Origin of the sequence: Enterobacter cloacae complex sp. 277I4 (assembly GCF_050031465.1) — a bacterium.
GTDB lineage: Bacteria > Pseudomonadota > Gammaproteobacteria > Enterobacterales > Enterobacteriaceae > Enterobacter > Enterobacter cloacae.
In genome coordinates this window covers 3,298,399-3,312,790 of record NZ_JBLGWC010000001.1, presented here as the reverse complement: position 1 = coordinate 3,312,790, position 14,392 = coordinate 3,298,399, and the positions used below count along the sequence as shown (strand labels likewise).

Annotated in this window: 16 protein-coding genes and 1 other annotated feature; of the genes, 6 read left to right on the top strand and 10 right to left on the bottom strand. The window is 55.0% G+C overall.

From position 1 onward, the window contains the following. Positions 1-12 precede the first annotated feature (12 nt). From hisIE to hisL, 9 genes are all read right to left on the bottom strand, one after another. Entirely contained in the window at positions 13-624 is a 612-nt protein-coding gene (hisIE, locus tag ACQG19_RS16285; protein WP_014832598.1) for a bifunctional phosphoribosyl-AMP cyclohydrolase/phosphoribosyl-ATP diphosphatase HisIE, read from the bottom strand. Beyond that, positions 618-1,394, bottom strand: coding sequence for an imidazole glycerol phosphate synthase subunit HisF (hisF, locus tag ACQG19_RS16280; RefSeq protein ID WP_246932560.1), 777 nt, complete (start codon positions 1,392-1,394; stop codon positions 618-620). The genes hisIE and hisF overlap by 7 nt, the downstream gene beginning before the upstream one ends. Further along, the gene (gene hisA, locus ACQG19_RS16275; RefSeq protein WP_023620901.1) at positions 1,376-2,113 is read right to left on the bottom strand and encodes a 1-(5-phosphoribosyl)-5-[(5-phosphoribosylamino)methylideneamino]imidazole-4-carboxamide isomerase; all 738 of its coding nucleotides are present in this window, start codon (positions 2,111-2,113) and stop codon (positions 1,376-1,378) included. Before hisA ends, hisF begins: the two co-directional genes overlap by 19 nt. Further along, positions 2,113-2,703: an imidazole glycerol phosphate synthase subunit HisH gene (gene hisH / locus ACQG19_RS16270; protein ID WP_001103580.1), complete on the bottom strand. Its 591-nt coding sequence runs from the start codon at positions 2,701-2,703 to the stop codon at positions 2,113-2,115. The genes hisA and hisH overlap by 1 nt, the downstream gene beginning before the upstream one ends. Beyond that, a complete protein-coding gene (hisB, locus tag ACQG19_RS16265) occupies positions 2,703-3,770 on the bottom strand; it encodes a bifunctional histidinol-phosphatase/imidazoleglycerol-phosphate dehydratase HisB (RefSeq protein WP_020686233.1) in 1,068 nt (355 codons plus the stop codon). The genes hisH and hisB overlap by 1 nt, the downstream gene beginning before the upstream one ends. Beyond that, complete coding sequence (gene hisC / locus ACQG19_RS16260) at positions 3,767-4,828, bottom strand: histidinol-phosphate transaminase (protein ID WP_094084482.1); 1,062 nt, start codon at positions 4,826-4,828, stop codon at positions 3,767-3,769. The genes hisB and hisC overlap by 4 nt, the downstream gene beginning before the upstream one ends. After that, the gene (gene hisD, locus ACQG19_RS16255; protein WP_000009605.1) at positions 4,825-6,129 is read right to left on the bottom strand and encodes a histidinol dehydrogenase; all 1,305 of its coding nucleotides are present in this window, start codon (positions 6,127-6,129) and stop codon (positions 4,825-4,827) included. Before hisD ends, hisC begins: the two co-directional genes overlap by 4 nt. 5 nt (positions 6,130-6,134) lie before the next feature. After that, positions 6,135-7,034, bottom strand: coding sequence for an ATP phosphoribosyltransferase (hisG, locus tag ACQG19_RS16250; protein WP_000886595.1), 900 nt, complete (start codon positions 7,032-7,034; stop codon positions 6,135-6,137). 45 nt (positions 7,035-7,079) lie between these two features. Continuing rightward, positions 7,080-7,203, bottom strand: a sequence feature (His leader region). Next, positions 7,179-7,229, bottom strand: coding sequence for a his operon leader peptide (gene hisL / locus ACQG19_RS16245; RefSeq protein ID WP_001364200.1), 51 nt, complete (start codon positions 7,227-7,229; stop codon positions 7,179-7,181). It overlaps the preceding feature by 25 nt. A gap of 175 nt (positions 7,230-7,404) precedes the next feature. On the opposite strand from hisL, the gene ACQG19_RS16240 reads away from it, so the two are divergent. The 4 genes from ACQG19_RS16240 (at position 7,405) to ACQG19_RS16225 (ending at position 10,828) form a co-directional block, all read left to right on the top strand. Further along, on the top strand, positions 7,405-8,229 hold the full coding sequence (locus ACQG19_RS16240; RefSeq protein WP_013097842.1) for an SDR family oxidoreductase: 825 nt from the start codon (positions 7,405-7,407) through the stop codon (positions 8,227-8,229). Between the two features lie 41 nt (positions 8,230-8,270). Continuing rightward, positions 8,271-9,200, top strand: a complete 930-nt coding sequence (locus ACQG19_RS16235) for a LysR substrate-binding domain-containing protein (protein ID WP_013097841.1) — start codon at positions 8,271-8,273, stop codon at positions 9,198-9,200. A 217-nt stretch (positions 9,201-9,417) separates the two neighbouring features. After that, positions 9,418-9,480, top strand: coding sequence for a membrane protein YoeI (gene yoeI, locus ACQG19_RS16230; RefSeq protein ID WP_099458931.1), 63 nt, complete (start codon positions 9,418-9,420; stop codon positions 9,478-9,480). Then, positions 9,470-10,828, top strand: a complete 1,359-nt coding sequence (locus tag ACQG19_RS16225; RefSeq protein ID WP_013097840.1) for an APC family permease — start codon at positions 9,470-9,472, stop codon at positions 10,826-10,828. Before yoeI ends, ACQG19_RS16225 begins: the two co-directional genes overlap by 11 nt. A gap of 121 nt (positions 10,829-10,949) precedes the next feature. Here ACQG19_RS16225 and sbcB read toward each other — a convergent pair whose 3' ends face one another. Beyond that, a complete protein-coding gene (sbcB, locus tag ACQG19_RS16220) occupies positions 10,950-12,386 on the bottom strand; it encodes an exodeoxyribonuclease I (RefSeq protein ID WP_407200893.1) in 1,437 nt (478 codons plus the stop codon). A gap of 198 nt (positions 12,387-12,584) precedes the next feature. On the opposite strand from sbcB, the gene dacD reads away from it, so the two are divergent. After that, positions 12,585-13,751 (top strand): serine-type D-Ala-D-Ala carboxypeptidase DacD, encoded by a 1,167-nt coding sequence (dacD, locus tag ACQG19_RS16215; RefSeq protein WP_246932558.1) that lies wholly within the window; start codon positions 12,585-12,587, stop codon positions 13,749-13,751. 118 nt (positions 13,752-13,869) lie between these two features. Then, positions 13,870-14,343 (top strand): DNA gyrase inhibitor SbmC, encoded by a 474-nt coding sequence (gene sbmC / locus ACQG19_RS16210; RefSeq protein ID WP_040022551.1) that lies wholly within the window; start codon positions 13,870-13,872, stop codon positions 14,341-14,343. The last annotated feature ends 49 nt before the right edge of the window (positions 14,344-14,392 follow it).

Genomic DNA, 14,392 nt, shown 5'->3' with positions numbered 1-14,392 from the left:
TCCCCGGTTTTTTTATTTATGCCGCTTACGAAGATTCTCAATCACCGCCGTCAAATCCAGCTCTTGATCCTGCAGTAGCACCAGTAGGTGATACATCAAATCAGACGCTTCGTTGGTCAGCTCTTCGCGGTCATGCACCGTCGCGGCCAGCGCGGTCTCAACGCCTTCTTCACCCACTTTCTGCGCAATACGCTTGGTGCCGCTTGCATACAGCTTTGCCGTATACGAGCTGGAAGGATCTGCTGTTTTACGCTCAGCCAGTAACTGCTCCAGTTGATACAGGAACAGCCACTGGTGGCTTGCCTCTCCGAAGCAGCTGCTGGTACCTTTATGGCAGGTCGGACCGATGGGGTTAGCCAGAACCAGCAGAGTATCGTTGTCGCAATCCGGCGTAATGCTAACCACATTCAGGAAGTGGCCAGAGGTTTCCCCTTTGGTCCACAGGCGCTGTTTCGTGCGCGAGTAAAAGGTCACTTTGCCGCTGTCGACCGTTTTCGCCAGCGCCTCCTGGTTCATGTATCCCAGCATCAGCACTTCACCGGAAACGGCATGCTGGACAACCACGGGCAGTAATCCGTCAGTTTTTTCCCAGTCCAGTTGCGCCTGTTGTTGCTCTGTTAACATACCCTGATCTCCACGCCCTGGTCGGCCAGGTACGTTTTTAACTCACCAATATTGATAATCTGTTTGTGGAACACGGAAGCCGCCAGCGCGCCGTCAACGTTCGCATCGCGGAAGGCTTCCAGGAAGTGTTCCATAGCGCCCGCACCGCCGGAGGCGATCAGCGGGACATGACAAACCTCACGCACTTTTTTCAGCTGCTCGAGGTCATACCCGTTACGCACGCCGTCCTGGTTCATCATGTTCAGCACGATTTCGCCCGCGCCACGTTTCTGCACTTCCTGGACCCAGTCCAGCGTCTCCCATTGGGTCACGCGGGTACGGCTTTCGTCGCCGGTATACTGGTTGACGTGATACTTGCCGGTGGCCGCGTCATACCAGGTGTCGATCCCGACAACAATACACTGCACGCCAAAGCGATCGGCCAGACGGGTAATCAACTCCGGGTCGGCCAGCGCAGGGGAGTTGATTGAAATTTTGTCGGCACCAAAGGAGAGGATTTTCGCCGCATCTTCTGCAGACTTAATCCCGCCCGCCACGCAGAACGGAATATCAATGACTTCTGCGACGCGCGCGACCCAGCTTTTGTCCACCACGCGGCCATCGCTGGAGGCGGTGATATCATAAAATACCAGTTCGTCTGCACCTTCATCGGCATAGCGTTTTGCCAGTGGGACGATGTCGCCGATGATCTCGTGGTTGCGGAACTGCACGCCTTTTACGACCTGGCCGTCACGTACGTCCAGGCAAGGGATTATCCGTTTTGCCAGCATTGAATCGCCTCCGTCACAGTAAATTTTCCTTCAAGCAGGGCCCGGCCCACAATCACACCCTTCACACCGGTCCCGCGCAGCGCGGCGATGTCGTTAATATCACCTATGCCACCAGAGGACTGAAACGCCACCTGCGGATAGCGGGCGCAAACTTCTTGATATAAAGAAACGTTAGAGCCTGCCAGCGTACCGTCGCGAGAGATATCGGTGCACAGCACGTGCTTCAGGCCAACGGGCAGATAAATATCCACCAGCTCCTCCAGGGTAACGCCAGAATTCTCCTGCCAGCCGCTTACCGCTACCTGCTTGTTACCCTGTTCATCGATACGGACATCCAGGGCCAGCACCAGCGCGTCGGCACCAAAGCGGCGGAACCAGCCTTTCACCGTGTCGGGGTCTTTGACCGCCGTCGAGCCGACCACCACGCGCGCCACGCCTGCGTCCAGCAGTGCCGCAACGTCATCTTCCGTGCGCACACCGCCACCAACCTGTACGGGGACATCCACGCCCGCCACCAGTTTTTTTAACAGTGGGATCTGGCGTTTTGCCGGATCTTTCGCGCCCGTTAAATCCACCAGGTGCAGCACCTGCGCACCCTGAGCGGCATAATCCTGCAGGCGGGGCAGCGGATCGTTACCGTAGTCGCGCTGCTGGCCGTAATCACCCTGATGAAGACGAACAACCGTGCCGTCAATTAAGTCTAAAGCGGGAATAATCATCACATCTCCAGGAAGTTTTTCAGCAGCTGAGCGCCTGCGGCACCCGAACGTTCCGGGTGAAACTGCACGCCGAAGAAGTTATCTTTCTGCACTGCCGCGGTAAACGCCTCGCCATAATTGCACTGGGCGATGGTGTAAGGATTCACCGGCATGGCGTAGCTGTGCACGAAGTAGAAGTAAGCGCCATCCTCAATGCCGCGAAACAGTCTGTCACCCGCTTTCGCATAAACGCGGTTCCAGCCCATATGTGGCAGTGGTAAACCGTGATCGGCCATTTTTGGCACGTCTTCTTCAATAATACCCAGCAGTTCGACGCCGTTGCTCTCTTCACTACGACGGCCGAGCAGCTGCATACCCAGGCAAATCCCGAGCACTGGCTGGGTACAGGCTTTGATGAGATCGACCAGTTCACGCTCGTGGATCTGATCCATCGCCGCCTGCGCGGTGCCTACACCAGGCAGGAAGAGTTTGTCTGCGCGCAGCACGACGTCCGGGTCGCGGCTCACCACCGGCTCGTAGCCGTGGCGCGCAATGGCCGATTTCACGGAGTTCAGGTTGGCGCATCCGGTATCCAGAATCACCACATTCATTACAGCACTCCTTTTGATGAGGGCAGGGCGTCACCTTCCACACGAATTGCCTGGCGCAGGGTACGGCCAAAGGCCTTGAACAGGCTCTCCACTCGGTGGTGGTCGTTCTTGCCTTTGGTCTTCAGGTGCAGCGTCAGGCCCATGGTGTAGGATAATGAACGGAAGAAGTGCTCCACCATTTCGGTGCTGAGATCGCCCACGCGCTGGTAGGTGAAATCGGCTTTATATTCCAGGTGCGGACGACCGGAGATATCCATCGCACAGCGCGCCAGGCACTCATCCATTGGCAGAACAAACCCAAAACGGTTGATGCCACGTTTGTCGCCCAGGGCCAGCTTCAGCGCTTCGCCCAGCGCCAGACCGGTGTCTTCAACGGTGTGGTGATCGTCAATGTAGAGATCGCCTTTAACCGTAATCTCCATGCGGAAGCCGCCGTGGGTGGCAATCTGATCCAGCATGTGGTCGAAGAAACCCACCCCGGTGTGGATCTTGCTGCCGCCTTCGCGATCCAGCCACACCTTCACGTCAATCTGTGTCTCTTTGGTGTTGCGTTCTACGTGCGAGTAGCGGTCACGTTTGGTGAGCTGCTCGCCAATCTTCGCCCAGTTGAGATCGTCGCGGTTGTAGCGCAGCCCGGTGATGCCCATATTTTCGGCAAGCGTAATGTCGGTGGCGCGATCGCCAATGACATAGCTGTTGGCTTTATCCAGGACATCTTCCAGCAGATAGCGCTCTACCAGTTTCACCTTCGGCTTGCGGCAGTCGCACGCATCGGCAGGCAGATGTGGGCAAATCAGCACCTCATCAAATACCACCCCCTGAGAGGTGAGTACCTGCATCATCAGATTATGCGGGCCGTCAAAGTCGGCCTGCGGGAAGCTGTCGGTACCCAGACCGTCCTGGTTGGTGATCATCACCAGCTTATATCCGGCTTTCTGCAGTTTCAGCAGCACCGGGATCACGTCTGGTTCAAAAGCCAGTTTGTCGAAACGATCGACCTGAAAATCGGTTGGTGGCTCCGAAATCAGGGTGCCGTCTCGGTCGATAAAGAGGATCTTCTGGCTCATACTTTCTCCGCTTTCAGTGCGTCAATCACGCGCTGGCTCTCTGCACGGGTACCTACGGTAATACGCAGACAGCCGCTCAGAGAAGGTTGTTTATTTTGATCACGTAAGATAATGCCCTGATCCCATAAAGATTTAAATACGGCACTGGAGGCGGTAAAGCGAACCAGGAGGTAGTTGGTTTCAGAGTCGAACACCTGCTCTACGCAAGGGATCGCTTTCAGGGCGGTCACCAGGTACTGTCGCTCTTCCAGGATTTGCGCCACACGCTCACGCATCGCATTGATCCCTTGCGGGGTCAGGGCCTGAGCGGCAATGTCAGCCACGGGAGTAGAAAGCGGATAGGGGGCGATCACTTTCAGCAGCAGGTCGATCACCGCTTTATTGGCCAGCGTAAACCCGCAGCGCAGACCTGCGAGCGCAAAGGCTTTCGACAGCGTACGCAGCACCACCAGGTGTGGGTACTCTTCCAGCCAGCCAGCCAGCGTCGCCTGAGGGCAGAACTCAATATAGGCTTCGTCGGCGACCACCAGTGCTTTGCCGCGGGTCATCTCCAGCAGGGTACGGATATCCTGAGGGTTGATAATTTGCCCGGTTGGGTTGTTGGGGCTACAGACAAAGACCACCTTCACGCCGTCCAGATTGTCGGCAATTCCCTGCAGGTCCAGCTGCCAGTTCTCCAGGGAGAGCACGTTACGGCACGCCACGCCAAAGGTTTCCGCGCTGACGCTGTACATGCCGTAGGTAGGCTGGCAATACATCACCGCATCTTTACCCGGCTCGCAGAACGCGCGGATCAACAGCTCAATGCCTTCATCCGCCCCGCGGCTGACCAGCACCTGCTCCGGCTTCACGCCTGCATATTGCGCATAGTTTTCAATGACTGCTTTTGGCTGACACTCCGGATAACGGTTCAGCGTCTGCTGTGACAGCTGAAACTGTACCGCTGTCGGGAATTCGTTGGCGTTCAGCCAGACATCACCGTTGCCGCCCAGGCGACGAGCAGACTGATAAGGCGTCAGTCGACGGACATTTTCCCGCGCTAATTCTTCAATGTTCATGCTTGCTCCTTCAGGGCTGCAACGCGCAGCGTAACGGCGTTTTTGTGGGCGGTAAGGCGCTCGGCGGCGGCCAGCGTCTCAATGGTGGACGCCAGCGAGGCAAACCCTTCACGGGAGAGTTCCTGCACGGTCATGCGTTTCTGGAAATCGGCCAGGCCCAGGCTGGAACAGGTAGAGGTGTAACCATACGTCGGCAGAACGTGGTTGGTGCCGGAGGCGTAATCACCCGCGGACTCCGGGGACCAGTCGCCGAGGAAAACCGAACCTGCGCTGGTGATGCTGTCGACCAGGTCGCGCGCGTTGCGGGTCTGAATAATCAGATGCTCCGGGCCGTACTGGTTGGAGATAGCGATGCACTGGTCAAGGTCGCGCGCCACAATCAGGCGGCTGGCGGATAACGCCTGGCGTGCCGTGTCGGCGCGGGGTAAGTCGGCAAGCTGACGCTCTACGGCTTCACCCACGCGTTTGGCCATATCGGCATCAGGCGTCAGTAAAATCACCTGAGAATCCGGGCCGTGTTCCGCCTGGGATAACAGGTCAGACGCCACAAAATCCGGCGTGGCGCCGCTGTCGGCAATCACCAGCACTTCCGACGGACCCGCGGGCATATCAATGGCCGCGCCATCAAGACGCTGGCTGACCTGGCGCTTGGCTTCGGTGACAAAGGCATTGCCCGGGCCAAAAATTTTGTCGACCTTCGGGATAGATTCAGTGCCAAACGCGAGGGCAGAAATCGCCTGCGCTCCGCCGACTTTAAACACTTCCTGCACGCCACAGAGTTTTGCAGCATAGAGAATTTCATCGGCAATCGGTGGTGGGGAGCAGAGCACCACTTTCTGGCAACCGGCAATACGTGCCGGGGTGGCCAACATTAATACGGTTGAGAACAGCGGGGCGGAGCCGCCAGGGATGTAGAGGCCCACCGAGGCGACCGGGCGGGTCACCTGCTGGCAACGCACACCCGGCAGCGTTTCCACATCAACGGTCTGCAGTTTCTGCGCGACGTGGAAAGTCTCGATGTTTTTCACCGCGACGGCCATCGCCTGTTTGATCTCGTCCCCAAGACGGCTTTCCGCCTCGGCGATCTCCTGCCCGGTTACCTTTAACGCACCGACTTCCGTTTTATCAAACTTCGCGCTGTATTCCCGCAGCGCGTCATCGCCACGGGTTTTGACGTTATTCAGGATCTCCGTCACGGTACGGGTGATGCTTTCGGAGGCGCTGATGGCTGGGCGCATCAACAGCTCGCGCTGCTGTTCGTCAGTACACTCATTCCAGGTGATGATCGTGTTAAAGCTCATGGCAATTACTCCATCATCTTCTCAATTGGCAGCACCAGAATGGAGCTTGCGCCCAGTGCCTTCAGTTTTTCCATGGTTTCCCAGAACAGCGTTTCGCTACTGACCATGTGCATCGCCACACGCTGCTGATCGCCCGCCAGTGGCAGAATGGTAGGGCGCTCAGCACCTGGCAGCAGGGCGATCACTTCGTCCAGACGTTCGGTTGGTGCATGCATCATGATGTACTTGGATTCACGCGCCTGAATCACACCCTGAATACGGGTCAGCAGTTTGTCGATCAGCTGCTGCTTGGCGTCAGCCATTTCGCCGTCACGCTGGATCAGGCACGCTTTGGAGCGGTAGATCACTTCCACTTCGCGCAGGCCGTTCGCTTCCAGGGTGGCACCGGTGGAGACGAGGTCGCAAATGGCATCCGCCAGGCCCGCACGCGGCGCGACTTCAACAGAGCCGTTCAGCAGACAGGATTTAAACTGCACGCCTTTCTGATCCAGATAGCGTTTTAACAGGTGAGGGTAGGAGGTAGCGATGCGTTTGCCGTTCAGCGCGGCCGGGCCATCCCAGGCTTCATCAACCGGTGTTGCCAGTGACAGGCGGCAGCCGCCGAAGTCCAGGCGACGCAGGGTGAAGTAACGCGGATCTTCACCCTGAGCGCGACGGGTCAGAAGCTCTTCTTCCAGTACGTTTTCACCGATGATGCCAAGGTCAACGACACCGTCCATTACCAGGCCAGGGATATCGTCATCACGCACGCGCAGAATGTCGATGGGCATGTTTTCAGCCAGGGCAATCAGGCGCTGGGTGTGCAGGTTGATTTTAATCCCGCAGCGGGCCAGCAGTTCGCGTGAATCATCACTTAAACGGCCTGATTTTTGAATAGCTATGCGTAAACGTGAGTTATCTAACATTCTGTGTTCCTCGTTAACCTGTTTTAATCTGTCTGAATTTGGTCCAAAAAAAAGCCCCCGGAAGAAGATCTTCCGGGGGCTTTTTCATGCGTTCATGCACCACTGGAAGATCCAAACGTCTTCCAGCACACATCGCCTGAAAGACTAGTCAGGATGATGGTGATGATGGTGGTGTTTAAATTGAACGCGTGTCATATAAATTCTCGATGAATGCTTATTCATTTGATGTCTTTTAACCTAAACCAGTTGTATGACACATTGCAAGGGCTTTTTTTGATCATTAATTCATTTCATATTGATGCTATGAATTGTGTGTTCTGCTGCGCTGGCGTAGCCTTATGAGAGACGAGTGAGAGTCAGGAGAATTCACATGAAAAAGGTCGCGATTGTCGGTTTAGGATGGCTGGGAATGCCGCTGGCGATGTCATTAGCCGCGAAAGGCTGGCATGTGACCGGGAGCAAAACCACGGCGGATGGCGTGGAGGCGGCGCGCATGTGCGGTATTGATGGCGTCGAGCTGCGTCTTGAACCAGAGCTGGTATGTGATACTGACGATCTGGACACGCTGATGAATGTGGATGCGCTGGTCATTACGCTTCCCGCGCGTCGCAGCGGCCCGGGCGAATCATTCTATCTGCAGGCGATGCAGGAGATTGTCGACAGCGCACTGGCACACGATGTGCCGCGTATTATTTTTACCAGCTCAACCTCGGTCTACGGTGATGTTGAAGGTGTGGTGAAGGAGACTACCGAGCGCCGTCCTGTTACCGCGAGCGGAAAAGTGTTGAAAGAGCTGGAAGACTGGCTGCACAACCTGCCGGGAACGCAGGTTGATATCCTGCGTCTGGCGGGGCTGGTTGGCCCTGGGCGACACCCGGGACGCTTTTTTGCCGGCAAGTCTGCCCCCGATGGGCAACATGTGGTGAATCTGGTGCATCTAGACGATGTTGTCGGGGCAATTGAGCTCCTCTTACAGGCTCCAAAGGGTGGGCACATCTATAATATATGTGCACCCTCTCATCCTGCGCGAAGCACATTTTACCCGCTGATGGCGCGTCAGTTGGGTCTGGCGCCACCCGTTTTTGGTGAGACAAAGGACGAAAGCAAAGGCAAAATTGTTGATGGCAACCGCATTTGTCATGAACTGGGTTTTGAGTATCAGTATCCCGATCCGCTGGTGATGCCCATGGCATAAGTCCTCCGGCGGAATCCCTCGCACACCGGAAGGGGGCGAACATGAAACCGCTGCTGGATGTTCTCATTATTCTGGATGCACTGGAAAAAGAAGGCAGCTTTGCGGCTGCCTCAGCGAAGCTCTACAAAACCCCTTCAGCGCTGAGCTACACGGTTCATAAACTGGAAAGCGATCTGAATATCCAGATCCTCGATCGCTCTGGCCACCGGGCCCGCTTTACCCGCACCGGACAAATGCTGCTGGAAAAAGGGCGTGAAGTGCTGCACACCGTCCGCGAACTGGAAAAACAGGCCATCAAACTTCATCAGGGCTGGGAAAATGAACTGGTGATTGGCGTTGACGATACTTTTCCGTTTTCCCTGCTGACGCCGCTAATTGAAGCGTTTTATCAGCGCCACAGCGTGACCCGGCTGATTTTTATTAATGGTGTACTGGGCGGCTCCTGGGAGGCCTTGGTTCAGGGTAGGGCGGATATCATCGTCGGCGCATTACATGAACCTCCTCAACTGAGCGATTTTGGGTTTGCCCGCCTCGGGATACTTGAGCAAGTTTTTGCGGTTGCTCCGCATCATCCGCTGGCCCGGGAGCCCGAGCCCATTAACCGGCGCGTTATTAAAGGTTACCGTGCCATTGTGGTGGGCGACAGCTCACGGCCGGAATGTGCAGTATCGTCGCAGCTGCTTGATGAGCAGGAGGCCATCACCGTTTTTGATTTTAAAACCAAGCTGGAATTGCAAATCAGTGGGCTGGGTTGCGGCTATTTACCTCGCTATCTGGCGCAGCGATTTCTTGATAGCGGCGCGCTGATTGAAAAACAGGTTCTGGCTCAAAGCAGTAATGAATCGGTCTGGGTTGGCTGGAATGAACAAACGGCGGGGTTAGCCAGCGCCTGGTGGCGAGACGAAATTTTAGCAAATAGTGCTATCGCCGCTGTCTATACGCAGAGCAGCGTCCACAAATCAGCCAGTTAGCGCAGGAATATTTACAATGCCTTTGTAAAGTATTGCGTTTTGTATCTGATGTGGGGCAAAATGCGCCGCAGCAACCAAAGGAATAATCGACGATATAAAAGGCGTCGGTTATTTTTTTTTGCATGTATGAAACGAAACTAAAAACCAAGAGGCCGGGCTTCGTACCGGATAGATATTTACTAAAATCCGACAGTTGTTGTCGCTGAGGAAGAAAGAAATGGGGCAATTTTTCGCTTACGTGGCGGTTATCACCGTAAAGGAGAATAACTATGTCGCATAACGCAACTCCAAACACCTCTCGCGTGGAATTACGTAAAACACTTACGTTGATTCCGGTTGTTATGATGGGCCTTGCCTATATGCAACCAATGACGCTGTTCGATACATTCGGTATCGTATCAGGCCTTACTGACGGTCACGTGGCAACGGCATATGCCTTTGCACTGGTCGCTATTCTCTTTACAGCGCTGAGCTACGGTAAACTGGTTCGCCGTTTCCCGTCTGCAGGCTCTGCCTACACCTATGCCCAGAAATCCATTAGCCCGGCGGTTGGCTTTATGGTGGGCTGGTCATCCCTGCTGGACTATCTGTTCATGCCGATGATCAACATTCTGCTGGCAAAAATTTACTTCGAAGCGCTGGTACCTTCGGTACCGTCGTGGCTCTTTGTTGTTGCGTTAGTGGCCTTTATGACCATCTCTAACCTGCGCAGCATTAAGACCGTGGCGAACTTCAACACCCTGATTGTTATTCTGCAAATGGGCATTGTTGCGGTTATTGTGGGTTTGATCATTTACGGTGTTTCTCACGGTGAAGGCGCGGGCACGCTGGTCAGCTCTCGTCCGTTCTGGTCTGAAGGGGCACATGTGGTGCCGATGATCACCGGTGCGACTATTCTGTGCTTCTCGTTCCTGGGCTTCGACGGTATCTCTTCTCTGTCTGAAGAGACCAAAGATGCAGAACGCGTGATCCCACGAGCCATTTTCCTGACTGCGTTGATTGGTGGCATGATCTTCATTGGTGCCTCCTACTTCCTGCAGCTGTACTTCCCGGATATCTCTCGTTTCAAAGAGCCGGATGCTTCACAGCCTGAAATCATGCTGTACGTAGCAGGGAAAACCTTCCAGTGGGGCGTACTGATCTTCTCCAGCGTTACCGTTCTGGCTTCTGGTATGGCTGCGCATGCTGGGGTTTCTCGCCTGATGTATGTAATGGGTCGTGACGGTGTGTTCCCAACCCGTTTCTTCGGCTACGTTCATCCGAAATGGCGTACTCCGGCGTGGAACGTGCTGTTGGTTGGCGCAATCGCCCTGATGGCCATTAAATTTGACCTGGTGACGGCAACGGCACTGATTAACTTTGGTGCGCTGGTGGCCTTTACCTTTGTTAACCTCTCCGTGATCTCGCAGTTCTGGATCCGTGAGAAGCGCAACAAAACGCTGAAAGACCACTTCAATTACCTGGTTCTGCCAATGTGCGGTGCGCTGACGGTCGGTGCATTGTGGATTAACCTGGAAGAGAGCTCTATGATTCTGGGGCTGATCTGGGGTGGTATTGGTCTGGTTTACCTGGCCTGCGTGACGAAGAGCTTCCGTAACCCGGTTCCTCAGTACGAAGACGTTGCGTAATACCGTGTCGGGTGGCGGCTTCGCTTACCCGACCGACAAAACCCGTAGGCCCGCGTAAGTGCAGCACCATCGGGCAAAAAAAACCGGAGACCATCGCCTCCGGTTTTTTTATCACTGAATTTCAGACTATCTCTTGTACGTACTTGAACAGTGCTTTCAGCAGCGCCTGCTTCTCTTCATTCCCTTCGTATTGGCCGTAAAGCATCTCCAGCTCCTGCGCATACCCGTGCAGATATTCAGGCGTAAACACATTACGACGATGCTGCAGCCAGCGTTCCTGCTCAGCTTCATCCAGCGTGCCGGGATAGTTACGCGCGCGGTAGTTAAACATCAGCTTCTCAAGGCGTTTATCCGCAAAGGTGATGTCCAGCGCGGGCAGGTTACGCGGTTCGGTTTGCAGGACGATGTTCATCGCAGCACGGTCGGCATCGCTGAAGAAGCCGTTATACAGCTGCGCATCCACATTTTCGGACGGCACGAATGGCTCGGCTTCGGCAAATATGGCGACGACTTTCTCGCGCACCTGCGGATTTTCGCGCAGTATTTTAAGGTTATCCAGGCAGTGCTGGCGGTTGATCCCGAGCCTGTCGGCATCTTCCGGGCGCAGCGTATTGGCCTGCGCCAGCACGGGACATTTATTGATATGCACCAGTTTGACCGGCACCGCGGGCAGGTCTCCTAGCGCATCTTTCTGGGTATAGAGGCGCTCACGCAAGGTATCGCTGTCGAGCTCCAGCAGCGGGGAGATATCCCCGGCTAAATCCACCATGATGACCGCGTTACGGTTATCCGGATGCCAGGCCAGCGGTGCCACCCAGCTGGTGTTGCCGCGCCAGGCACCAAACATGCCGGAGATATGCACCAGCGGTTTCATCTGCGGCACATCAATCAGCGTCATCAGTTTCTGCTTACTGCGATGACTCAACAGATACTCAAACAGGCGTGGTTGTGCGGTTTTAACGAGCTTCGCCATGGCAATGGTGGCGTAGACGTCGGCCATCGCGTCGTGGGCATTACTGTGCTCAATGCCGTTGGCGCGCGTCAGGTGCTCCAGCCGGAAGCTTGGCAATCCGTCTTCGTTCTCTGGCCAGTTAATCCCCTCCGGGCGCAGCGCATAACAGGCGCGCATGATATCCAGCAAATCCCAGCGCGAATTGCGGTTCTGCCAGCTCCAGGCGTAGGGATCGTAGAAGTTGCGGTAGAAGATGTTGCGCGTCACTTCATCATCGAAACGGATATTGTTATACCCGACCACGCAGGTATGGGGAACGGTGAACAGATCGTGGATACGGCGGGCGAACTCTGCCTCGTTAACGCCTTTTTCCCGCGCTTCCTGGGGCGTTATCCCCGTGACCATGACCGCGCCGGGCTGCGGCAGGTAGTCATCGGCAGGTTTGCAGTAAAAGACCTCTGGCTCACCAATAATATTGAATTCGTCGTCAGTACGGATGGCGGCAAACTGCGCCGGTCGGTCCAGCGCCGGGTGGGTGCCAAAGGTTTCGTAGTCGTGGAATAAAAAAGTCGGGCGTGCGGCAGAGTCAGACACCAGTAATACCATCCTGTTAAAAAGTGACGTCACTATGGTAAACGATCGTGAGGGACAGACCGAATAAAAAGCGCCGCCATGCTGCAAATTTGCGAGCGTGGTTCCGGGAAAAACATGCTTTCTGTCACATTTTTTTGCAATTAAGCCAGGTAACGACACCAGAACTCCCGTAAAAAGGTCATCGATTTTTAATGACCTGAGGATATACCGTTGAAACGCCGTCTGTTTATTGCTGTTTCTCTACTCGCTTCGAGTGTCTCATCTGCTTTTGCGGCCGATCCGCTGGATTTTTCGCCGCAGCCTCCGGCCATTCAGGCCGGCTCCTGGGTACTGATGGATTACACTACGGGTCAAATCTTAACGGCGGGCAACGAACATCAACAACGCAACTCGGCGAGTCTCACCAAGCTGATGACCGGCTACGTTGTTGACCGCGCTATTGATAGCCACCGCATTTCCCCGGATGACATTGTCACCGTCGGGCGCGACGCGTGGGCAAAAGGTAACCCGGTATTTGACGGTTCGTCACTGATGTTCCTGAAAGAGGGTGACCGCGTTTCTGTGCGCGACCTCAGCCGCGGTCTGATTGTTGATTCTGGTAACGACGCCTGTGTGGCGCTGGCGGATCACGTGGCCGGTGGTCAGCCGCAGTTCGTGAAGATGATGAACGACTATGTGCAAAAGCTGAATCTGCGCGATACGCACTTCGAAACCGTTCATGGTCTGGATGCCCCAGGCCAGCACAGCTCCGCGTATGACCTGGCCGTGCTGTCCAGAGCCATCATCCACGGCGAGCCTGAGTTTTACCACATGTACAGTGAAAAGAGCCTGACCTGGAATGGGATCACGCAGCAAAACCGTAACGGTCTGCTCTGGGATAAGACCATGAACGTAGATGGACTGAAAACGGGGCACACGTCAGGGGCCGGATTTAACCTGATTGCTTCCGCCGTGGACGGTCAGCGTCGCTTGATCGCTGTAGTGATGGGGGCAGACAGTCCGAAAGGGCGTGAGGATCAGGCCCGTAAACTGCTGCACTGGGGACAACAGAATTTTGATACCGTGCAGATCCTGCACAACGGTAAAAAAGTGGGTACCGAGCGGATCTGGTACGGCGATAAGGAACAGGTGAACCTGGGCACCGACCAGGATTTCTGGCTGGCATTACCGAAAGCAGAAGTACCGAACATCAAGGCAAAATACGTGCTGGATACAAAAGAGCTGGAAGCGCCGATAGCCGCCCATCAGCGGGTAGGCGAGATCCAGTTATACGACCGCGATAAAGTGGTCGCTCACTGGCCTCTGGTGACGCTGGAGCGTGTTGATAAAGGTGGCCTTTTCTCCCGTCTGAGTGATTACCTGCACCACAAAATCTAACTTTTCTGAGCAGACTGGCAGGGTTGCGAGTCTGCTCACATAATAAACACTCCTTGATTGCCGATTATAGAAATTCTGCTTTATAGTGTATAAATATACAGTAATAAACGGAGGCAGTATGGACTACAGCATCAGGCAGGAAAAGAAACGTAAGATTGCCGGTTTTCACCTGGTCGGGCCATGGGAACACACGGTAAAACAGGGCTTTGAACAGCTCGTCATGTGGGTCGATGGCCGACACATTCAGCCGCTGGAGTGGGTTGCGGTTTATTACGATAACCCGGACGAAGTCCCGGCAGAAAAATTGCGCTGCGATACGGCCGTTACGGTACCGGATGATTTCGTTATCCCGGAAAACAGCGAAGGGGTAATGATGACGGAAATTGTGGCCGGAGATTACGCCGTCGCGAAAGCACGTGTTGAAAACTACGACTTCGCCACGCCGTGGTACCAGTTCTTTAACTCCCTTTTGCAGGACAACAAATTCCAGATGGCTCTGAAACCGTGCTTCGAGCGCTATCTCAATGATGGCAACGCCGACGGGTACTGGGACATCGAAATGTTTATCGGCGTAGAGCATAAAGCGGGGTAGTCCTGTTAAATGCAGGGTTTTTCAGCCGGGTGTGATCCGCCCGGCTGAA